Origin of the sequence: Pseudoalteromonas sp. 78C3, from assembly GCF_002836695.1 — a bacterium.
Lineage (GTDB): Bacteria > Pseudomonadota > Gammaproteobacteria > Enterobacterales > Alteromonadaceae > Pseudoalteromonas > Pseudoalteromonas arctica.
The window spans coordinates 26,508-49,202 of sequence record NZ_PJAV01000148.1 but is presented as its reverse complement, the minus strand read 5'-3'; the positions used below and the strand labels follow the sequence as shown (position 1 = coordinate 49,202).

21 protein-coding genes are annotated in these 22,695 nt (G+C 37.5%); 17 read left to right on the top strand and 4 right to left on the bottom strand.

What is annotated here, in order from left to right; genetic code table 11:
* Positions 1-37: 37 nt before the first annotated feature.
* From pyrD to CXF76_RS12080, 6 genes are all read left to right on the top strand, one after another.
* Positions 38-1,048, top strand: a complete 1,011-nt coding sequence (pyrD, locus tag CXF76_RS12105) for a quinone-dependent dihydroorotate dehydrogenase (RefSeq protein WP_024589190.1) — start codon at positions 38-40, stop codon at positions 1,046-1,048.
* A 117-nt stretch (positions 1,049-1,165) separates the two neighbouring features.
* Positions 1,166-1,696 carry a cell division protein ZapC gene (locus tag CXF76_RS12100; RefSeq protein WP_007586900.1) on the top strand — a complete coding sequence of 177 codons (531 nt, stop codon included), beginning with the start codon at positions 1,166-1,168 and terminating at the stop codon, positions 1,694-1,696.
* Between the two features lie 91 nt (positions 1,697-1,787).
* Positions 1,788-3,905, top strand: coding sequence for a bifunctional 23S rRNA (guanine(2069)-N(7))-methyltransferase RlmK/23S rRNA (guanine(2445)-N(2))-methyltransferase RlmL (gene rlmKL, locus CXF76_RS12095; protein ID WP_007586899.1), 2,118 nt, complete (start codon positions 1,788-1,790; stop codon positions 3,903-3,905).
* Positions 3,898-4,137: a glutaredoxin family protein gene (locus CXF76_RS12090; protein WP_007586898.1), complete on the top strand. Its 240-nt coding sequence runs from the start codon at positions 3,898-3,900 to the stop codon at positions 4,135-4,137. Before rlmKL ends, CXF76_RS12090 begins: the two co-directional genes overlap by 8 nt.
* 15 nt (positions 4,138-4,152) lie before the next feature.
* Positions 4,153-6,066 (top strand): ATP-binding cassette ATPase Uup, encoded by a 1,914-nt coding sequence (gene uup, locus CXF76_RS12085; RefSeq protein WP_024607750.1) that lies wholly within the window; start codon positions 4,153-4,155, stop codon positions 6,064-6,066.
* An 11-nt stretch (positions 6,067-6,077) separates the two neighbouring features.
* Positions 6,078-7,823, top strand: a complete 1,746-nt coding sequence (locus CXF76_RS12080) for a DUF3466 family protein (RefSeq protein WP_024589193.1) — start codon at positions 6,078-6,080, stop codon at positions 7,821-7,823.
* A 120-nt stretch (positions 7,824-7,943) separates the two neighbouring features.
* On the opposite strand, the gene CXF76_RS12075 is transcribed toward CXF76_RS12080, so the two are convergent.
* Entirely contained in the window at positions 7,944-8,450 is a 507-nt protein-coding gene (locus CXF76_RS12075; RefSeq protein ID WP_007586895.1) for a DUF2062 domain-containing protein, read from the bottom strand.
* Between CXF76_RS12075 and CXF76_RS12070 the strand changes: the two genes are divergently transcribed.
* From CXF76_RS12070 to tcdA, 7 genes are read left to right on the top strand one after another with little or no spacing between them, the layout of a single operon-like run.
* The gene (locus CXF76_RS12070; RefSeq protein ID WP_101163780.1) at positions 8,430-10,697 is read left to right on the top strand and encodes a DNA internalization-related competence protein ComEC/Rec2; all 2,268 of its coding nucleotides are present in this window, start codon (positions 8,430-8,432) and stop codon (positions 10,695-10,697) included. The genes CXF76_RS12075 and CXF76_RS12070 overlap by 21 nt on opposite strands.
* Positions 10,698-10,757: 60 nt before the next feature.
* The gene (gene msbA / locus CXF76_RS12065; protein ID WP_101163779.1) at positions 10,758-12,503 is read left to right on the top strand and encodes a lipid A export permease/ATP-binding protein MsbA; all 1,746 of its coding nucleotides are present in this window, start codon (positions 10,758-10,760) and stop codon (positions 12,501-12,503) included.
* Positions 12,500-13,480: a tetraacyldisaccharide 4'-kinase gene (gene lpxK, locus CXF76_RS12060; protein WP_101163778.1), complete on the top strand. Its 981-nt coding sequence runs from the start codon at positions 12,500-12,502 to the stop codon at positions 13,478-13,480. Before msbA ends, lpxK begins: the two co-directional genes overlap by 4 nt.
* Positions 13,470-13,667: a Trm112 family protein gene (locus CXF76_RS12055; RefSeq protein WP_002961789.1), complete on the top strand. Its 198-nt coding sequence runs from the start codon at positions 13,470-13,472 to the stop codon at positions 13,665-13,667. Before lpxK ends, CXF76_RS12055 begins: the two co-directional genes overlap by 11 nt.
* Entirely contained in the window at positions 13,655-14,416 is a 762-nt protein-coding gene (kdsB, locus tag CXF76_RS12050; RefSeq protein ID WP_024589197.1) for a 3-deoxy-manno-octulosonate cytidylyltransferase, read from the top strand. Before CXF76_RS12055 ends, kdsB begins: the two co-directional genes overlap by 13 nt.
* On the top strand, positions 14,413-15,093 hold the full coding sequence (locus CXF76_RS12045) for a TIGR01621 family pseudouridine synthase (protein WP_101163777.1): 681 nt from the start codon (positions 14,413-14,415) through the stop codon (positions 15,091-15,093). Before kdsB ends, CXF76_RS12045 begins: the two co-directional genes overlap by 4 nt.
* Positions 15,094-15,891, top strand: a complete 798-nt coding sequence (gene tcdA / locus CXF76_RS12040) for a tRNA cyclic N6-threonylcarbamoyladenosine(37) synthase TcdA (protein ID WP_101163776.1) — start codon at positions 15,094-15,096, stop codon at positions 15,889-15,891.
* 6 nt (positions 15,892-15,897) lie between these two features.
* On the opposite strand, the gene CXF76_RS12035 is transcribed toward tcdA, so the two are convergent.
* From CXF76_RS12035 to CXF76_RS12025, 3 genes are all read right to left on the bottom strand, one after another.
* Positions 15,898-16,314: a SufE family protein gene (locus CXF76_RS12035; protein WP_008172666.1), complete on the bottom strand. Its 417-nt coding sequence runs from the start codon at positions 16,312-16,314 to the stop codon at positions 15,898-15,900.
* Positions 16,315-16,347: 33 nt separating this feature from the next.
* The gene (locus CXF76_RS12030; RefSeq protein WP_101163775.1) at positions 16,348-17,574 is read right to left on the bottom strand and encodes a SufS family cysteine desulfurase; all 1,227 of its coding nucleotides are present in this window, start codon (positions 17,572-17,574) and stop codon (positions 16,348-16,350) included.
* Positions 17,575-17,689: 115 nt separating this feature from the next.
* The gene (locus CXF76_RS12025; RefSeq protein ID WP_007586875.1) at positions 17,690-18,976 is read right to left on the bottom strand and encodes a citrate synthase; all 1,287 of its coding nucleotides are present in this window, start codon (positions 18,974-18,976) and stop codon (positions 17,690-17,692) included.
* Between the two features lie 420 nt (positions 18,977-19,396).
* On the opposite strand from CXF76_RS12025, the gene sdhC reads away from it, so the two are divergent.
* Genes sdhC through CXF76_RS12005 form a run of 4 tightly spaced genes read left to right on the top strand, consistent with a single transcriptional unit; the run spans position 19,397 to position 22,612 of the window.
* Entirely contained in the window at positions 19,397-19,774 is a 378-nt protein-coding gene (gene sdhC / locus CXF76_RS12020; protein ID WP_076914908.1) for a succinate dehydrogenase, cytochrome b556 subunit, read from the top strand.
* On the top strand, positions 19,765-20,112 hold the full coding sequence (gene sdhD / locus CXF76_RS12015) for a succinate dehydrogenase, hydrophobic membrane anchor protein (protein ID WP_007586873.1): 348 nt from the start codon (positions 19,765-19,767) through the stop codon (positions 20,110-20,112). Before sdhC ends, sdhD begins: the two co-directional genes overlap by 10 nt.
* Positions 20,113-21,885, top strand: a complete 1,773-nt coding sequence (gene sdhA, locus CXF76_RS12010) for a succinate dehydrogenase flavoprotein subunit (protein WP_007375750.1) — start codon at positions 20,113-20,115, stop codon at positions 21,883-21,885. It abuts the gene before it with no gap.
* Positions 21,886-21,895: 10 nt separating this feature from the next.
* Positions 21,896-22,612 (top strand): succinate dehydrogenase iron-sulfur subunit, encoded by a 717-nt coding sequence (locus CXF76_RS12005; protein ID WP_007375751.1) that lies wholly within the window; start codon positions 21,896-21,898, stop codon positions 22,610-22,612.
* Positions 22,613-22,695: the final 83 nt, after the last annotated feature.

Genomic DNA, 22,695 nt, shown 5'->3' with positions numbered 1-22,695 from the left:
ATTTTTTTGTCTGAAATTTAAAAAGAGGATTATATTGATGTTTTATGATTTAGCTCGCCGTTTTATGTTTACCCGTGATGCGGAGTGGGCGCATGAGTTTGCACTTAATAATCTTCGTCGTTTTGCTAATACGCCTCTAAATATAGCTTGGTCACAAAGTGTTTCAGATAAACCCGTAAACTTTTTAGGTCTTGAATTTAAAAACCCAGTAGGGCTTGCCGCTGGCCTTGATAAAAATGCAGAATGTATTGATGCTTTTAGCCAAATGGGATTTGGTTTTATTGAAGTTGGAACGGTTACACCGCGTCCTCAAGTTGGTAATGATAAGCCACGTATTTTTAGACTTCCAGAGTCAAACGCAATTATTAACCGTATGGGCTTTAATAATAAAGGTGTTGATAATTTAGTCGAAAATGTAAAAGCAGCAAAGTACAGTGGCATACTCGGTATCAATATTGGTAAAAATAAAGATACACCTAATGAACAAGGTAAAGATGACTACATTCATTGTATGCGTAAAGTATTTGAGCATGCCTCATACATTACGGTAAATATTTCATCACCAAATACCCCAGGGCTTCGTGATTTACAATATGGTGCTGCACTTGATGATTTATTGCAAAGTCTTAAAAATGAACAGTTAGATTTAATTTCAAAGCATAATAAGCAAGTGCCTATGCTTGTAAAAATTGCACCGGATCTCGATCAAATACAAATAGAGCAAGTAAGTGAATCACTTTTAAATAATAAAATTGATGGTGTAATTGCCACAAACACAACGCTTGAGCGAGCCGCAGTTATGGGGCAGCAATATGCACAAGAGGCGGGCGGTTTATCAGGTCACCCTGTTAGAATGCGCTCTACAGAGGTAGTAAGTGAACTAAAACGCTTAACACAAGGTAAGCTACCAATCATCGGAGTCGGCGGTATTGATGATGCTACATCTGCAAAAGAAAAGTTAGATGCAGGCGCAAATTTAGTTCAGGTTTATACTGGGTTCATCTACAAAGGTCCACAATTGGTAAAGTCGATCGTTAACGGCTTATAAGGATCAGTTATCTAAGCTTTTGATCGTTAGCTAAATGTTCTAAGCAAACATTTTAAAAGTGGTCAAAAGCGGTTATACTCTGAGCAATAATTATTCAACATACCCAAGGAGGAGTAAATGTTACAAGCATCAAAGCAATGGCAGTGGATTACTTGTCCTGATAAAAATCGTTTGTTACTTGATTTAAATGACGACATGCAATTATGCACGCCTTATAAATTAAGACAGCTCACCGATTCTGTTTTTAAAAATCCACGTTTTAGTCTCGAAGATGCTGCATTTTACGAACAAGTTTATAATTATCTTGATGGATTTGAATTGTGGTCTGCGGCTCAAATTTGTCAAATATCATTAAATGCAACTGCTGTTAAGTATCACTTAAAACCCGTTTTAGCAAAAAGTTGGTTTTTTGAAGAATACACCGGGACAGAGCCAAGCGTAGAGGCAATAGTAAAATTAACATCTAAAGCGCAGTCAGGTGATTTTTTAATTGTAGAGCATTGTCCTGATGCATCTATTTGTTTGAATTTAAGTGAAACCTTTAAATTAGACGAAAACTTATCTTTAGCGCAATTTGAAGTAATCCGTATTTTGAATAATCGAGTACACCCCATCCTAAATCAGCAATATCAAAGTCAAACCGCCTAACCAAATTTAAGTCTTAAGCGTGTCTTTATGGCGTGTTTGTCGCCCAACCTATGTTATAATCCTGCGCAATTAGCTATTAAGGGTTATTACTTTGCAATTTATCGCACTTACTTCTATCGGAATCGAAAATTTATTGGTTGATGAACTAACAGAACTTGGCGCAACCGTGTCTAAGCAAACTGTTGGTTCTGTTCGTTTTGAGGCTGACTCATTACTTGCGCAAAAGGTTTGTTTATCAACTCGTTTTGCAACGCGTGTGCTTATGCTTATTGAAGAAAAAGAAGGCGTAGATGACAAAAATAGCCTGTATAATTTTGCGCGCTCGCAACCTTGGCAAGAATGGTTTGGACCTACGCAAACATTCGCTGTCGACTTCAACGGTACCAATGACTCATTAAAAAACACGCAATTTTCGGGTCTTGTAATCAAAGATGCGATTGTTGACTATTTTAATGATTTATACGAGCAACGTCCTAACGTTGATAAGCAAGATGCTAACGTGCGCGTAGTTGCACGATTAAATCGTTACGGCGTATCGATGTATATTGACTATTCAGGTCCTCGTTTGTCAGAACGTGGTTACCGCCAAGGCCAAGGTAAAGCGCCAATTAAAGAGCACTTAGCTGCTGCATTAATTAAGCGAAGTGGCTGGCTTGAAAATGTAAAACAGCCTTTATTCGATCCATGTTGTGGTGCGGGTACTATTTTGATAGAAGCTGCCGGTATGGCGCGAAACGAAGCGCCAGGATTATTCCGTGAAGGTTTTGCTTTTGAGCGTTTACCCAGTTTTAGAGCCGCTAAGTTTAAAGAGCTTAAAGAAGAGTTACTCGCTAATATTACTGATCCTAAATTATGGTTAATTGGCCACGATTACGATGAGCAAGTATTAAGTAAAGCAATTGATAATGCTAAACGTGCAGAGCTTGACGACGTGATTAAGTTTAAGCAAAGTGATGCAACTAAACTTACAGCTGTTGCAAAATTACCGGGTGTTGTAATTTCAAACTTACCTTATGGTGAGCGTATTGGCTCTATGGCTGAGCTTGTTGATTTACACCGTAATTTAGGCGTTGGCTTTAAAAAGCACTTCAATCACTGGAAACTTGCCTTATTGGGTATGGACGAGAGCTTATTTAAACTTTTAAAACTTGTGCGCCTTAAGCGTTATAAATTTAAAAATGGCCCGCTTGATGTAGAACTTAACTTATATCAATTAGATGATAAGCAAGTAAGTTTGACTACAGATGACAAAAAAGCACTCAATTTTGAAGGCTCAACGTCATTTGCAAATAGATTGAAAAAAAATAAGCAAGGCTTAAAAAACTGGCTTAAACAAAATAAAATAGATGCTTATCGCGTCTATGAAGCGGATATCCCTGAATACAATGTTGCTGTAGATATTTATGGCGACTCTGCTGTGATTTTTGAATATGCAGCGCCTAAAGAAATTGATGAAAAAACATCAGAAAAACGCCTGCAAGACGTAATAAGTTTAACGGCTCAACAGCTTGAGATTTCACCTGAAAACATTGCTGTAAAAGTACGTAAAAAGCAGAAGGGCGAAGATCAGTACACCGCTATGTCTAAACAAAACCGTACTATGGTTGTTGAAGAGTTTGGTGCTAAGTTCAAAGTTAATTTATTTGACTACTTAGACACAGGCTTGTTTTTAGACCATCGCTTAATGCGCCGTTATATTCAAGAAAATGCTAAAGATAAACGTTTCTTAAACCTTTTTGCATACACAGGTACAGCTTCTGTACATGCTGCTCTTGGTGGTGCTAAAGCCATTACTACAGTCGATTTATCAAAGACCTACTTAAAATGGGGCCAAGATAACTTTGATTTAAATGGTATTAGTAATACACGATACCGTTTTGAACAAGCTGATTGTTTAAAATGGTTAGAGCACGCGACAGCACAATATGATTTGATATTTTTAGATCCTCCAACGTTTTCAAACTCAAAACGTATGAAAGACGCGTTTGATGTACAGAGCGATCACATTAAATTATTAACGTGGGTTAAAAAGATTTTAAGCCCATCAGGTACCTTAATTTTCTCTAATAACAAACGTGGCTTTGTGATAGATGAAGTTGGTCTGATTGGTTTAGGTTTAAAAGCCATTAATATTTCAGATAAAACGTTATCACCAGACTTTAAACGTAATAAAAAAATCCATAATAGCTGGTTAATCACACATGGCTAAATGGGTTTTATACCACACTGATGGTTGCCACTTGTGCGAGCAAGCTGAGCAACTTATCACTGAGGTACTTAGTAATACGAGTGAGTTATTACTAATCGATATTATGACTGATGAGCAGCTTATAGCTGAGTATCAAATTACTATTCCTGTATTAAAAAGTGAAAAAGGCGAGCAATTATTTTGGCCTTTTACTTTACACACTGTGCGCGAATTTTTAGCACAAGCAGAATAAGAGCAAATAAGAACTATGGATTTAATTAGAATTTTAAAAGCACAACTTGCTTTTGGTACGCATGCTTTGCTTAACAAAGCAGATGCCGTTATAGAAAGTGGCGAAAGAGTGTGTGTTGTTGGTCGAAATGGCGCGGGTAAGTCAACTCTATTAAAAGTGCTTGATGGCGAAGTTGTATTAGATGATGGTGAAATAAATCAGCTAGGCGGGATTAGAATTTCTCGTTTAGAACAAGATCCACCAAAAGGCGCAAATGGCACTGTATTTGATTACGTTGCGCAAGGTATGCCTGAGATTGCAAACTTACTCATTGATTTTCATCATGTAAGTAATGAGTTGCAAACAGTGTGTACTGATAAGTTATTAAACAAGCTTGAACGTTTATCAAATCAATTAGAAGCGGCTGATGGCTGGCGCTTTGATAGCCGAATTCAATTAGTGCTAACACAATTAGAATTAACGCCAGAAGCTAAACTTGAGTCTCTTTCTGGTGGTTGGTTACGTAAAGTAGCACTTGCACGTGCACTTGTTAGTGAGCCTGATTTATTATTACTTGATGAGCCAACAAACCATTTAGACATGGCAAGCGTCATGTGGCTTGAGCAATTTTTAAAAGAGTTTAAGGGCGGAATCGTATTTATATCGCATGACCGTGCGTTTATTCGCGCTGTTGCTACGCGTATTTTAGATTTAGACCGTGGTAAGCTTATTTCGTACCCTGGTGATTACGCTACGTACTTAGAGCAAAAAGCCCATGATTTAAAAGTAGAAGAAAGCCAAAATGCATTGTTCGATAAGCGTTTAGCCGAAGAAGAAACATGGATCCGCCAAGGTGTTAAAGCGCGTAGAACGCGTAACGAAGGACGTGTTCGTGAGTTAAAACAGCTTCGTACAGAGCGTAAGCAACGTGTTGACCAAGTTGGTAAAACTGATTTCAATATTGAAACAGCAGATCGCTCTGGTAAGTTAGTATTTGAAGCTAAGAATCTTTGTCATGCATTTAAAGACAAAGTTATTGCTGATGATTTTTCGACACTGGTAATGCGTGGCGACAGAATCGGCTTAGTAGGCCCAAATGGTATTGGTAAAACAACACTATTAAAACTAATGTTTGGTGATTTAGAACCAGATAGTGGTATTACTAAGCAAGGTGTTAATTTAGAGTTTGCTTACTTTGACCAATACCGTGAAAAACTTGACGAAGAAGCAACAGTTCAAGATAACGTTGCCGAAGGTAAACAAGAAGTGATGATGGGCGGTCGTTCACGCCATGTTTTAGGTTACCTGCAAGACTTTTTATTCCCTCCAGCACGCGCTCGAACCCCTGTTAAAGCACTCTCTGGTGGTGAAAAAAATAGACTGCTATTAGCTAAACTGTTTTTAAAACCATCTAATATACTTGTTCTCGATGAGCCAACGAATGACTTGGACATTGAAACGTTAGAGTTACTAGAGGACATCATTAATCAATACCAAGGTACAGTGCTGATTGTAAGCCATGACCGTGAATTTATTGATAATACATGTTCAAGTGTATGGGCGTTTGAAGGTAACGGTAAAGTTACAGATATTGTAGGTGGCTATAGCGACTATGAGGCTTACGTTAACTATTTAGCTGAACAAGAAAAAAAAACGCAGCAGCAACCAGTAAAAAAAGTTGAAAAAGTAGTCGCTCCAGTTGCTAAACCTGCAGCTAAAACAAATAAACTCTCTTACAAATTAAAACTTGAATTAGAGCAACTACCGAATAAAATGGAAAAACTAGAAGCTGAAATTGAAGCTCAACAAGCTGTAGTTAGTGACTCAGACTTTTTTAAACAAGAGAGTGATGTAACAACTAAAGCATTGAACCATTTGGCACAACTTGAGTCTGACCTTGAAGCTGCGCTTGAGCGCTGGGAAGAACTTGAAGAATTACAGAATCAGTAGTAAGGACTAAAATGAAATATAAATTACTCGCTGCCAGTATTTTAGCGACATTAAGCACTTCAGCAACAAGTGCTACGTACCAGTTAAGTGAATTAGGGACTCTTGAAGACGCTAAATATTCTTATGTAACAGATGTAAGCGAAAGCGGGCATATTATTGGTTTCGCAAATGGTTTATACAATTTACCTATTGATATCAGCTATATAGATTTTACTGAAAATATTATTGAAAATAGCTACGATAATACAGAGGCTGCATTTGATTTAAGTGATAAAGAGATTACCTTTACACTTGATGACATTGAAAATAATGATGCAGTACTTACTAATTCTGATGCACATACTTTCATGGTTAGTTTTTTATCTTCAATTTCTACAAATTTTGAATATCAAAAATTAAGCTCATTAGTTGGCATAAAGTACAATGACACACAAGTAACAGAGCAACCGTTATTTGATGTTGCATCTGTTGATTATGATGGCTTAACGCGTTCAACTATTAACCTTTTTAATGCTGTAAGTGAAGACGGCGTTACTGTTGGTTGGGGCGGTGCTCCTTACGATAAAGTGTCTTTTACACCTGATGGTGAAGATGATGCAGAAACGTGGTTCACACATGAGTTTATAGAACGTGGGATTGTAATAAGTGCTGATGGCAGTATAAGTGTTGAGTTAGAGCCTGAGTTTAATGAATACGGCGGCACAAGCCGCGCTAACGATATAGTCAAAACAAATAGTGGTTACACTGTTGTAGGTAATATCTCTACAAGTATTCCTGATGACAGACAAGATAATATTGATGATAACTGTGATAATGAAGACGAACCAACGTCAGTGTGTATCAACTTATTAAATTCTAATATTTCACGAGGCTTATTTAATAAGCGTGCTGTAAAATGGGAACTTGATGAATCGTTAAATATTATTTCTGTTGAAGAGCTTGGTATGGCACTGACACCTGATGAAGGTGAAACGGAAGATGACGCATTTACGAGTACTGCTTTAGCAGTGAACAACAACGGTACAATTGTAGGTTCATCAAATACGCGTTATTACAAAAATGATGATACGATTCTTACAATGCCAGTCTATTTTAAAGACGGTGCAGTCACTGACTTTATTAATCAAGAAGACGATTGGCAGGCTGGTAAATCAATCGCTATTAATGATAATGATGTAATTACAGGTTATGCGACAAAGCGTATTGAAGGCACTCTTCGTAATAAATTCTTCTATCATGACATCGAAACAGGTAATACAGTTTTTCCAACTGATTATTTTTCAAGTTCAAGTTCTTATGGCAACGATATAAATAATCAAGGATATATTGTAGGCGAAGGGGAAGTGGGTGTATCTGATAGTTCACGACTCAAAGAAGCCTTTATTTACAAAATTGGTGAAGATAAAATCACTAATTTGAATGATTTACTGCCTTGTTATGACACTGATGGCGAAACTGACTACGCTTACTCAATGGTTGAAGCAACAGCTATCAATGAAAATAATGAAATATTTGGTACTGCGACTAAGACAGTTGAAAAACTTGATTCTTTAGGCGGTGTTGTAACTGATATCAATGGTGAAATTGAATACGAAAGTATTGCAGTTGCAGTTAAGTTAACGCCAATTGCAAATGGTGAAGTAGAAAACTGTGCTCCAGTAGAAGCAGAAGTGTATGAGCGTAACTCTGCTAGCTTTCCTTGGTATACATTATTGCTATTACCATTAGTTGGCTTAAGACGTATATTTCGCTTTTAAAGTTTAATAATATTGATTATAAAAAAACCAACTTAATAAAGTTGGTTTTTTTTCGTCTATAATATTTTATAAGATTAGGATTGCCATGAATCTTATAATTATTATTTAGCTTTAACGCTACTAATTATTTCGCGATAACCATGCCTTTTTAACAGAACGGCGCCAAATAATATCAATACCAAAATAGCCGATAATTGATGCAATAGAAGCACATACTAACGAACCTAGTAAAAATGCAGGACCAATAGTTTCTATGCTCTCAAGAAACCAAGACCAACTAGCTTCAAATACAAAGTGTTGCTCAGGCTGATTAAGTATTAATGTACCCACTAAGTATGAGCCATAAAAAATAGGTGGCATAGTTAGAGGGTTTGTAAGCCATACTAATGCTACTGAGATAGGTAAATTAACTCTAAATAATATAGCGCCGGCTGCTGCTAAAACCATTTGAAAAGGAACAGGGATGAAAGCAAAAAATAACCCGACTGCAAATGCACCTCGAGCAGAACGTCTATTTAAATGCCAAAGATTTGCATCTTGTAAAAGGCGTCCAAATATTCTTAGTGATTTATGATGTCTAATTTTATTTGGATCAGGTAAAAATCTTTGGATCGTTTTTTTAGCCATTTAAAGCAACCATTTACATCAGTGTGGATAAGTCTTGGGTTTGTAATTGGCTGTATAGCAACCGTATTTTATTATCAAACTCTCGAATTCACAGTATTCACAATTTTCATTGTTATAGTGAGCGCTTATTTTAAGCCGTTTTTAAATGTATTGTTAGGCTTTATTTGTGCAATTTGCTTCGTTGGTCTGCATTTTTACGTTTTTTATAGTTTTGAAATACCAAAACCGGATGAAAAGTATGCACTTGATTCTACATTAATTGTTGAAGAGGTTATTTCTGACAAAAAACCTCAATATATTAAAGTTAAAATAGTGGCATTAGAAGGGAGTGATTTTTCGGATTTTAGAGCACCCAAAGCAATGCTCAGTGTTAATTCTGCACAGCCTTTAATAGTAGGTGATGAATTTTCTGCTTTAATTCATTTAAAACATTTTCGTAGTAATAAAAATTTTAATGTATTTGATAATGAACGTTATGCTTTTATAAGTAGAATATTATTTAAAGGTAAAGTGCTTAATAAAAATCTTAATATTATAAATAGCGACAAACAAAGCATAATTTTAGATTATCAGCACTTCCTTAAAAACACTTATACGGATACAAAATTACAGTGGCTCTATTATGCATTGCTTAGCGGTGAAAAATCTTTGATGAGCTACGCTGATAAACAATTAATGCAATCTCTTGGGCTAAGTCATTTACTTGCTATATCGGGGTTACATATTGGTTTGATTTTTAGCTTCGGTTATCTATTTACTCGATTCATTTTTGAAAAAATTAATTCTTCGATCGGGCAATCATTCAACCTGACTCTTTATTACAGTTCATGCGGATTTTTAGTAGCCTTGGTTTATGTGTACTTAAGTGACTTTTTAGTATCGGCAACGCGAGCGCTTATCATGCTGGGTTGTTATTTATTATTGTATTTTCTTGCTAAGCAGCCGCTGCGTTGGCGGAGCATTTTATTTGCCTTGGTTATAGTTCTTATTGTTAACCCATTTAATTTACTCAATCCAGGTCTCTACTTTTCATTTTTAGCTGTTGCTATCATTTTTACAGTTATTAATAAATTACCAATATTAAACACTCGCATAAAAAACAAAGTTATTTCACTGTTTGTTATTCAAATAGCGTTATTTATTGGTTTATTGCCACTTTCACTCTATTTTTTTAATGGGGTAAGTATTGCAGGTTTGATAATAAACTTAATTGCTATACCGCTGCTTTCAATCATTATCTTACCTTTTTTAATTGTTTTTACATTACTGAGTATTTTCTTAGATATAAGTATTTTAATAAACCTGTTTGATACAGGCTTATATGCGCTATTTAAATTGCTTAATGAAATACCAGAATCGTTAAGGTGGATAACGACTGGCAGAATTGACTCAATATTTGTCGTTTTTACTTATATTATTATGTTTATGGTTTATTTTCTTCCTTATAAATGGCTCGCTTTTATTCCAGCAATAACGCTTTTATTAAATTATTGGCTAACAGAAAAGTCTAAGTGGCAACTACATGTATTTGATGTAGGGCATGGACTTATGGCATTAATTGAAAAAGATAAACAAGTGCTTATTTATGATTTTGGCCCCAGTTATTTCAATCGCTTTAGCCGTGCGCGAAGTATTTTATTGCCTTATATTAAAGCAAATAATTTAACAGTGAAAACGGCGATTCTAAGTCATGAAGATAATGATCACGCTGGAGGATTACAACATTTCATAGATGCTGGCTTTGGTGAAACATTACAACAATTTCATCCTAAAAATACACATAATGTATGTGAAGTCATAAACATTGATTTTGCTGGATTAAAAGTACAAAGCTTTAGTACAAAAGGGTTTGGAAATGAAAATGATGATTCATGCGTTGTTAGGGTATCAGATAATACTCATAGCGTGTTACTTACCGGTGATATATCAAAGGCGCGTGAAGCATCGCTATTAGCGGATAATAAATCGTTGAAAAGTACAGTAATGTTAAGCCCGCATCATGGCAGCGATACATCCTCAAGTGTTAATTTTATAAATAACGTTGCTCCCCAAGTAGTCATTCATTCAAGTGCCTATAAAGGGCAATGGGAATTCCCTAAGCCTCTTGTCGTCGAACGTTATAACCAAATAAACGCTCAGCAATTTACGACAGGCGTTGAAGGGCAAATTAGTATTAAATTTTATGCAAAGAATTTGGCTATAGAAACAGCAAGAGGGCAGGAAAGTTACTGGTTTATCAAAGATTGACGTTTAGTTTTATCTCATCGGAGGATACAATACAGATTGTTACTGTATTTAGAGAGTGTTATGGATCAAAGTACTACACAAATTTATAAACGTCTTGTCTCATATGTTGGCACCTACAAAAGCGTCGCATTTGTCGCAATTATTGGGATGATAGGCTATTCAGCAATGGATGCTTTATTTATTCAATTAATGAAGCCGTTTATTGATCAAGGTTTGAACCAGCGTAATACAGAAGTTTTAAAGTACGCTCCTTTTGTCGTTATCGCGTTAGTTCTAGGGCGTGGTGTTTTTAACTTTATGTCTTCCTACTGCTTAAGTTATGTAGGCTCCCAAGTTGTACGTTCTTTACGCCAAGAGTTATTTGAGCACATACTGCACTTACCCGTTTCTTTTCATGACAAAAACTCAACGGGAGATTTAATTTCAAAAATCACATTTGATACAGAACAAGTTCAACAAGCGATTACTAAAGCCTTGCTAATCGTGGTTCGAGAAGGTGCATTTGTTGTATTTTTACTTGCGGTAATGTTCTATACCAGTTGGCAATTATCACTGATATTTTTAGTGATCATCCCACTTGTTGCTATTATTGTCGCCGTCGTCTCTAAACGTTTTCGCCACATTTCTAAAAACATTCAATCTGCCATGGGGCAAGTTACCCGTAGCTCAGAACAAATGCTGAGCGGACATAAAGTTATTCATGGTTTTGGTGGTCAAGATCAAGAGATTAATCACTTCTCGAAAATTAATAATCATAATCGTCAGCAACGTATCAAAATGGACGCAACTAAAGCGCTTAGTGTGTCTATAATTCAAATTTTAGCGGCAAGTGCCATGGCAGTTATTTTGTGGGCGGTGTCGTTGCCATCAATGATTGATACGATTACATCTGGTGACTTCATGGCATTAATTGCCTCAATGATGATGTTATTGCGTCCGCTAAAACAACTTGCCAATGTGAATAGTGATATGCAACGTGGTATCTCTGCAGCGCAAAGTATATTTTTAGTTTTAGACGAAGAAATGGAAAAAGATACAGGCACTGTTTCGGTTGATAAAGTTAAAGGTTTAATTGAAGTTAAGAACGTAACCTTTAAGTACCCAACTAAAGATGAAGCCGTATTAAACGATTTGTCGCTAACGATTGAGACGGGTGAAAGTATTGCCTTAGTAGGGCGCTCAGGCTCAGGTAAGTCCACAATTTCTAACTTGTTACCCCGCTATTATGATTTAGAACTACCGAGTGAAATATTACTTGATGGTATAGCCCTGCAGGACTATAAATTAACTGATCTGCGTCGCCAATTTGCTTTAGTGTCTCAGCAAGTTGTGTTATTTAACGATACGATTGCTAACAATATTTGTTATGGCATAAAGCATGATGTGTCTGAGGAAGAATTAGAGCAAGTTGCCAAACAAGCGCACGTGTGGGAATTTGTTAAAGACCTGCCAGAGCAATTAAACACCATGGTAGGCGAAAATGGGGTAATGCTCTCAGGTGGTCAACGCCAGCGAATAGCGATAGCGCGTGCAATATTAAAAGATGCACCTATTTTGATTTTAGATGAGGCAACATCAGCACTTGATACCGAATCTGAAAAGCTTATTCAGCAAGCGTTAGAAACGCTAATGAAAGATAAAACCTCTATTGTTATAGCACATCGCTTATCTACTATTGAAAACAGTGACCGAATTTATGTTATTGATAACGGTCGTGTGATAGAAAGTGGCGATCATAGTAGCTTATTAGCAAATGACGGTACTTATTCAGCACTTTGCAAAATGCAGTTTGGTGATCAGGCGTGAGTAAAATAGAGCAAAGCTGGTATAAACCATTTGGTCTAATTACTTTATTGTTATTACCATTAAGTGCTTTGTTTTGGGTTGTATCGGCATTACGAAAACTCTTGTACAGCGCTAAAATACTTAAACCTTTTGAGTGCAAAACGCCTGTTATTGTAGTCGGCAATATAAGCGTAGGCGGCAATGGTAAAACACCTTTTGTTTTGTGGTTGTATGAGTATCTGACCGAGCAAGGTTTATCAGTGGGTATTATTAGTAGAGGTTATGGTGGGCAATCAGATAATTACCCGCTGTTAGTCACTTCAGTTGTTGACGCCCAACAGGCTGGAGATGAGCCTGTACTTTTATACCATCGTTTAAAGTGCCCAATAGCTGTTGGCCCTAATAGACAACATAATATCGATTTATTAGAAAAAAATTGTACGCTAGATGTCATTATTTCTGATGATGGGATGCAGCATTATAAAATGCCTCGTAGCATTGAGTGTTGTATTGTTGATAGTGAACGCCGCTTTGGTAATGGTTTTGTTATGCCCGCAGGGCCACTACGCGAAACAACTAAACGCTTACAAAGTGTTGATATAGTAATTGAAAATGGCGGTGAGGCTAATAATAGCTACGTGCTGCAAGTAAGTAACCTTCGCTTAGTTAATTCAGGTGATGATGCAAAACATACGGTAACTCACGCACATGCAATAAGTGCAATTGGGAACCCTAAACGGTTTGAAGACTCATTAGAAGCACAAAATATTAAGCTATTGTCGACTCATCATTTTAGAGATCATTATGCTTATACAGCAGATGATTTTATTCAGTTTGGTGATGATTGTATTATAATGACCGAAAAAGACGCGGTTAAATGTAAGTCCTTTGCAAAACCTAATTGGTATTATTTACCTGTAGATGCAGAGCCTTCCGATAGCGTAATAAACACATTAAATTCATTATTAAAAGAAAAAGGAATACTCAATGGCCTTTGATACAAAATTACTCGAGATAATTGCCTGCCCAGTTTGTAAGGGTAAATTACGCTTTGATAGAGAAAACAACGAACTAATTAGTACTGCAGCTAAGCTTGCTTACCCCGTTCAAGATGATATTCCAGTATTGCTTGAAAACGAAGCACGTGAGTTATCTTTAGAAGAGGTTGAAAAGTGGAATTCGTAGTTGTAATTCCTGCACGTTTTGCATCAACCCGACTACCTGGTAAGCCGCTTGCTGATATTTGCGGTAAGCCAATGGTTCAACATGTTTACGAAAAAGCATGTTTATCAGGTGCAAGTAAAGTGGTTATAGCAACCGATCATCAAAAAGTGTTTGATGCAGTAAGTTTATTTACTAGTGATGTTGTAATGACTCGCGAAGATCACCAATCGGGTACTGAGCGTTTAGCCGAAGTAGTTGATTTACTTGATCTCGACAGCAATACAATTGTGGTTAATGTACAAGGCGATGAGCCCTTACTTGCGCCAGAAAACGTATCTCAAGTTGCTGCACTATTAAGTGATTCAACAGCACCAATGGCAACGTTAAGTGTTGCTATTGAAGAGCGTGATGAAGTATTTAATCCTAATGCCGTTAAAGTGGTTAGCGATATAAATAAAAATGCGCTGTATTTTTCTCGTGCAAGTATTCCGTTTGATAGAAGCACAATGATGAATGACAGCAGTGCTCTTAATTTAGCGCCATTTCAGCGCCACGTAGGTATTTATGCGTACAGAGCGGGTTTTATTAAACAATATATAGAATTGAGCGTATCGCCACTTGAGCTACTTGAATCGCTTGAGCAGTTACGTGTGTTGTATCATGGTTATAAAATCAAAATAGAACAAGCTCAAATAGCCCCTCATGCAGGTGTCGATACGCCCGATGACTTAGCTAAAGTGATAGCGCATATTAAAAGTACAAACGCGTGAGTGAGCAAGTAAGTAAAATATTAAAAATCATTTTTACACATAACGATTTTTATATTTTAGAAAAGCCAGCGGGTCTTAATTTTCATTCAGAAGATGGTCCCGGCTTTGTTGTTTTAGCTGAACAACAATTATCTCAAAAGCTTTATGCCGTTCACCGTTTAGATAAAGTGACATCAGGGCTTATTATTTTAGCTAGAAACAAAGCCGCTGCGGCCAGCTTTACTGTTATGTTTACCGAGCATGCTATCGCTAAATTTTATTTAGCGATTAGTGATGCTAAACCAAAAAAGAAGCAAGGTTGGATAAAAGGCGATATGGCTAAGTCTCGCCGTGGCTCGTTTAAGTTACTAACGAGTAAGCTTAACCCTGCAATCACCCGATTTTATTCGCAAAGCTATAAGCCTGGGTTTAGAGGGTATATTTTAAAACCTTACTCAGGAAAGACGCATCAATTAAGAGTGGCACTAAAAAGTGTTGGCTCACCTATTTTAGGCGATGCAATGTATGCAGGCACGCCATCAAATCGTACCTATTTACATGCATATGCGTTGAGCTTTTTATGGCAAGGTGAACAAATACAGCTAACTTTATTACCCGATAATGGTGATGAGTATTTGGCGTTAATTAAACATCAAGATTTTCAAGCATGGCAATCGCCATGGCAACTGGATTGGTAAATGAGCGAAAAAGTTACAGATATACGTTTTGGTGGAATTAAGCGTTTGTATGGTCATCAACAATTTGATTGGCTTCAAGAAGCACACTTTTGTGTAGTAGGTATTGGTGGTGTAGGAAGCTGGACAGCAGAAGCACTTGCACGTACAGGTGTTGGTAAAATAACATTGATTGATTTGGATGATATTTGCGCGACTAACGTCAATAGACAAATTCATGCGTTAACGGGCACTATTGGTCAAGCTAAAGTAGATGCAATGAAAGCGCGCTGCGAGCTTATTAATCCACAGTGCCAAATTAATGTGATAGATGATTTTATTACGCTTGATAATATTCAAGAGCATATTCAAGGTTTTGATTATGTAATTGATTGTATTGATGCAGTTAAAGAAAAAGCAGCATTAATTGCTCACTGTAAACGTAATAAACTACCTATAATTACAACTGGTGGTGCTGGCGGGCAAACAGATCCTAGCCAAATAACTTTTGGTGATGTAGCCAAAACTACGCAAGACCCATTGCTTGCAAAAGTACGTTATATTTTGCGTAAGCAGTATAATTTTAGTAATAATCCTAAACGTAAGTTTAATATTGATTGTGTTTACTCAACAGAGCAATTGGTTTACCCAGGAAGCGATGGCAGCGTATGTCATGCAAAGCAAAGTGCTGATGGCACGATGAATATGGACTGTAATAATGGTTTTGGATCTGTGACTATGATCACAGGAAGCTTCGGCTTTTTTGTTGCGGCAAAAGCGGTGCGTAAATATCTAGATAAAAAACAACGCTCGCAAGCTTAGTTTTCGTTAACTAAGCTTGTGTTGTGCCATGGTTTGTATTTTATCAACCATGGCTTTAATACCATTACCACGTGATGCGCTTAAGTGGCTTATAAGGCCGAGCTTTTCAAATTCTTCATACGCATTTTTATTCACTACTTGCTCTGGTGTTAGGCCATTGTAAAGCGCTAAAATAATGGCTAATAATCCTTTTACTATACGTGTATCTGAGTCACCAATTACAACAAGTGTATTTTCTGTTAAATCAAATTCAACAAACATCCATACTTTGCTTTCACAGCCTGGTACAAGTGCATCATCAGTCTTCAAAACATCAGCTAAAACAGGTAAAGTTTTTCCTAAAAGCATTATCTCACGATATTTTTGCTGCCAAGCGGGCGCATTTTTTATAGATTCTGTGACTTTGTTAAACGTATTTGTCATGAGTTATCCTAATTAATTCTATTAAAGTGACGTTTAGTCCAGTAAAGCGATACATTTTTTAAGTGAATCAATGAATATATCTACATCTTCATAGGTATTATAAAAACAAAAGCTCGCTCTTAGCGTTCCATTAAGCCCTAAATGTGTCATTAATGGCTGTGTACAATGGTGTCCACTCCTTACTGCAACCCCGTACCCGTCAAGTAAAGTTGCCAAATCATAAGGATGTTCATCATTTAAGTTGAAGCAGAGCGTACCAATATTGTCAGATAGGTTGCTATATATTGTAATACCATCAACCTTTACCAATTTTTGAGCGGCATAACTAAACAATTTTTGCTCATATTGCTGGATTTTTGCGTGATCAAATTCATTTAAATAGTCTAATGCGGCACCAAAGCCTAAAACTCCAGAGATATTTGGTGTTCCAGTTTCAAATTTTGCAGGCGCAGGACGATAAGTACTGTGAGTTAAGTACACTTTATCGATCATTTCCCCACCTGATTGGTAAATATCAAGGGTATTTAATTGCTCATATCGACCATAAAGCACACCTAATCCTGTTGGGCCGAGCATTTTATGGCTTGAGCAGACATAAAAGTCACAGTTTAATTCACGTAAATCGGGTTTTAAATGCAGTGCACCTTGTGCACCATCCACTAGAACAAGAGAATTGACGTCTTTTGCAGCTCTAATTAGTGGTTTTAAATCGGTGATATTACCCAGTGTGTTAGATGCTTGTGTAATAGCTAATAGGGCAGGTTTTGTTTCTTTTATAAATTTACAGCATTCTTTGGTGTTCAGCGTGCCATTTTTATTTAGTGGAAGCGCTATTAATTTAGCACCCGTTTGTTGACTCACTATTTGCCAAGGCACTATGTTTGCATGATGCTCAAGCGGAGATATCATTATGGTATGACTTTCATTTAAGCGCTTTTTTAATCCGTTAGCGACCAAGTTAATGGCTTCTGTAGCGCCTTTAGTCCATACAATCTCTTTACTAAATACATTGAAATACTCTGCAGTTTTATCCCGTACTTGTTCATATGCATAAGTTGCTTGCTCGCTAAGTGTATGGCGTCCACGGTGTACATTAGCGTTTTGAAACGTATAGAATTCAGTAATTGTATCTATAACTGATTGAGGCTTTTGTGAGGTTGCTGCTGAGTCTAAATAAACAAGCGGGCAGCCGTTTATTGTTTGATTTAATGTTGGGAAGTCGTTTCTAATTTTATTTATATCAAACTTTAAAGCAAGCATGGCTCATCTACATAGTGTTTTTAAGGCAGGAATTGTAATCGGTTTATGATAATTCTCAAGTGTTGTTAATAAAAAAGGCCGCAAAATGCGGCCTTTTTAAACTAACCAACGTTAATTAACGCTTGTCAGTTGATACGTAGTCACGTTGAGTGTAACCAGTATAAAGTTGACGAGGACGGCTGATCTTATGACCAGGTTGAGATAGCATCTCATCCCAGTGAGTGATCCAACCAACAGTACGTGCCATTGCAAAGATTACAGTGAACATGCTTGTTGGAATACCAATCGCTTTTAAGATAATACCAGAGTAGAAATCTACATTAGGGTATAGTTTTTTCTCTACAAAGTATGGGTCTTCAAGCGCAATTTGCTCAAGCTTCATAGCAATATCAAGAAGTGGATCTTGGATATTCAGCTCAGCTAAAACTTCGTGACACGTTTGACGCATTACTGTAGCGCGTGGGTCAAAGTTTTTGTAAACACGGTGTCCAAAGCCCATAAGGCGGAACGGGTCAGCTTTATCTTTAGCTTTAGCTACGTATTCATCAATACGGTCAACAGAGCCAATCTCTTCTAACATGTTTAAACATGCTTCATTAGCGCCGCCGTGAGCAGGGCCCCATAAAGATGCAATACCAGCTGCAATACATGCATACGGGTTAGCACCAGATGAACCAGCAAGACGAACTGTTGAAGTTGATGCATTTTGTTCATGATCTGCATGAAGCATAAAGATTTTATCCATCGCTTTTGCAGTTACTGGATTAACTTTATATTCTTCAGCAGGTACAGAGAACATCATGTGTAAGAAGTTTTCTGCGTAGCTTAAATCGTTACGTGGGTATACAAACGGTTGGCCGATATTTGTTTTATAAGCCATTGCCGCGATTGTTGGTAACTTAGCAACAAGCTTAACTGCGCTTGTTTTACGTTGTTCAGCATCAGTAATATCAAGGTCTTCATGATAGAAAGATGATAATGCACCTACTACGCCACAAAGCATTGCCATTGGGTGAGCGTCAAAGCGGAAACCTTGGAAAAAGTTAGCAATCTTCTCGTCAAGCATAGTGCTTGTAGTGATTTCATTCTTAAAAACTTCATATTGTTCTTTAGAAGGTAACTCACCATTTAAAAGTAAGTAACAAAGTTCAATGTAATTTGAGTCTTCAGCTAATTGCTCAATTGGGTAACCACGGTGAAGTAGTACACCTTTACCACCATCAATATAGGTGATTGCAGATTCACAAGAACCAGTCGACATGAAACCTGGGTCATAAGTAAAGTGACCGTGTGAACCTAACGTACGTACGTCGATTACATCTTGGCCAGCAGTGCCTTGATAAATTGGAAGTTCGATTGGATCTAGTCCATCAATTTGGACTGTGGCTTTTTTATCTGCCATCGTTATGTATCTCCTATTAAGATATCTATTCTGATTTTTAGATTTTAAAGTTCTGAAATCTGTTTTAAGCACATCTTCTCATTTTAACGTGAAAGAGGGGGTTAAAGTCAATTTTTATAAACATTATGCATATATGTATAATAAATATTCGGTATTAATTAAATATAATACTATTGGCTAATTCGCAAACATCTCTAAATAAACAAGAATTGTAAAAAGCCCTGTGGGTATATATACTAACGGTGGTTTTAAACCGTATTGTATTTGGGTAAACATATTCTTAACAGCTTAAAATTTACAGGTTTGTGAACTTTAATTGTTTTGGTACGTTTATTTTGATAGTTCCATCAGTAATATTTGGTGGGTTTTTAGAAAAACAAGTAGATGAGCTCCACTGTGAGCAAAGATGGGCAAGTAACTGTGAAAAAGCAAAGACCTGTAAATCTAGATCTAACAACTATATCTATGCCGGCAACGGCTAAAGCTTCAATTTTTCACCGCGTCACCGGTGTTGCATTATTTTTTGCTTTAACGTTTGTCATTTGGGCTTGGTCTGAGTCTCTCTCTTCAGCTGAAAGTTTTGAATTCGTCAAGGGTCTGTTTAACGGATTCATTGCCAAATTTATAGCTTGGGGCACTGTTTCTGTATTAGGTTATCACCTTATTGGTGGTATCCGTCATATGATTATGGATATGGGACATTGGGAAGAACTTGAATCAGGTAACCTCAGCGCTAAAGTTTCAATGGCTCTTGGTGTTGTGTTTGCCGTATTGGCAGGGGTGTGGATATGGTTTTAAATCAAGCAACTCTAAAACGTGATGGTGTACAAGATTTCGTATCTTTACGTACCACGGCATTAATAATCAGCGCTTACGCGATTTTTATTATCGGCTATTTTTTAGCGACGCCAGAAGTCACTTTCGAAGCCTGGACAGGCCTCTTCTCTAACCTAGCAATGAAAGGGTTTACGTTAATTACCCTTGTTTGCATTATGGTTCATACCCGCATTGGCCTTTGGCAAGTTCTTACAGACTATGTTAAGTGCGCAAAGCTTCGTGCAGTTTTAGGTTTTGTATTAAACCTAATGGCCGTTGCTTACGTAGCTATTGGTCTAATCGTATTATGGGGTGTTTAAGTGAAATATTCTGTTCGTGAATTTGACGCCGTAGTAATTGGTGCAGGTGGTGCAGGTATGCGCGCTGCTTTAGCAATTACAGAATCTGGCAAAACGTGTGCATTAATATCTAAAGTATTTCCAACGCGCTCACACACTGTATCTGCTCAAGGCGGTATTACGGTTGCGCTTGGTAATTCACACGAAGATAACTGGGAATGGCATATGTACGATACCGTTAAAGGTTCCGATTTTATCGGTGACCAAGACGCTATTGAATACATGTGTCAAACTGGCCCAGAAGCTATTACCGAATTAGAAAACATGGGTTTACCATTTTCTCGTTTTGAAAATGGCCGTGTTTACCAACGTCCTTTCGGTGGTCAATCGAAAAACTTTGGTGGTGAACAAGCCGCACGTACTGCAGCAGCTGCTGACCGTACTGGTCATGCTTTATTACACCTTCTATATCAACAAAACGTTAAAAACAAAACAAATGTATTCTCTGAATGGTATGCACTTGATTTAGTTAAAAACGATAATGGTGATGTAGTAGGGTGTACTGCAATTGAGATTGAGACAGGTGAAGTTACCTTCTTCAAATCTAAAGCTGTTGTATTAGCTACTGGTGGTGCAGGTCGTATATTTGCATCAACCACTAATGCTCACATTAACACTGGTGACGGTGTTGGTATGGCAACACGTGCTGGTATTTCTATGCAAGACATGGAAATGTGGCAGTTCCACCCAACGGGTATCGCAGGTGCTGGTACGCTAGTAACTGAAGGTTGTCGTGGTGAAGGCGGTTATCTTTTAAATAAAGATGGCGAACGCTTCATGGAACGTTACGCACCAAACGCAAAAGACTTAGCGTCTCGCGACGTTGTTGCACGTTCAATGATGACTGAAATCCGTGAAGGTCGTGGTTGTGATGGTCCTTGGGGTCCACATCTTAAGTTAAAACTTGACCATTTGGGTGAAGAAACACTTAACTTACGTCTTCCAGGCGTATGTGATCTTGCTAAAACATTTGCTCACGTTGACCCTGCAAAAGAGCCAATTCCAGTAATTCCAACTTGTCATTATATGATGGGTGGTGTTCCTACTAATGTAAATGGACAAGCGCTACAAATCGATGCTCAAGGCAACGAAACAGTAGTTCAAGGTTTATTTGCAGTAGGTGAGATTGCATGTGTATCTGTACACGGTGCAAACCGCTTAGGTGGTAACTCATTACTTGATTTAGTTGTGTTTGGTCGTGCTGCGGGTAACTTCTTAGGTAAGTACCTAAATGACGTTGAAATATCTAAAGCTGCTTCAGAATCAGACTTAGAAGCGTCTCTTGCACGTTACAATCGTTGGGAAAATTCAACGGCTGGCCAAGGTGAAGATCCAGTTCAAATCAAAAAAGACCTACAACAATGTATGCAGCTTAACTTCTCGGTATTCCGTGAAGGTGACTCAATGGCTGCAGGTCTTCAAGAACTTAAAGAAATTCGCGAACGTCTGCAACATGCTCGTCTTGATGATAAATCATCAGACTTCAATACGCAGCGTATCGAATGTCTTGAACTAGACAACTTAATGGAAACAGCTTACTCAACTGCAGTAGCTGCAAACTTCCGTACAGAAAGCCGTGGTGCACATTCTCGCTTTGACTACCCAGATCGTGATGACGAAAACTGGTTATGTCACTCAGTATTCAATCCTGTAACGGATGAAATGAGTAAGCGTGATGTAAACTATGCGCCTAAAACGCGTGAAGCTTTCCCACCTAAAGCACGTGTTTACTAGGAGATAGACGATGGCACAAGTACAATTTTCAGTTTATCGTTATAATCCAGATGTTGACAACGCTCCTCGTATGCAAGAATACACCTTGCAAACAGAGGAAGGTCACGACATGATGGTGTTGGATGCACTTATTCTTCTAAAAGAACAAGATCCTACATTATCTTTCCGTCGTTCATGCCGTGAAGGTGTGTGTGGATCTGATGGTGTTAACATGAATGGTAAAAATGGTTTAGCATGTATTACTCCTTTATCTACGCTACAAAAAAATGGCAAAGGTAAAATCGTAGTACGTCCATTACCAGGTTTACCTGTGGTTCGTGACCTTGTTATTGACATGAGTCAGTTCTACACTCAGTACGAAAAAGTTAAACCTTATTTAATTAATGATCAGCCTGCAGCAGGCGAACGTCTTCAAACTATTGAAGAACGTGATAAATTAGATGGGCTTTATGAGTGTATTTTGTGTGCATGTTGTTCAACATCGTGTCCTTCGTTCTGGTGGAATCCAGACAAGTTCATTGGTCCAGCAGGTCTTCTTCATGCTTATCGTTTCTTGGCTGATAGCCGAGATACAGCAACTGAAGAACGTTTAGCGGATTTAGACGATGCGTTCAGTGTGTTCCGTTGTCACAGTATCATGAACTGTGTTAGCGTTTGTCCTAAGGGTCTTAATCCGACCAAAGCAATTGGACAAATCAAATCTATGTTACTAAACCGAGCGGTTTGATAGCTTAGTAAAGGTAAGATGGCTAATATTAAATTATATTAGCCATCTTGTTATAATAACTATTAATTTCTGCGCTAAAAAAA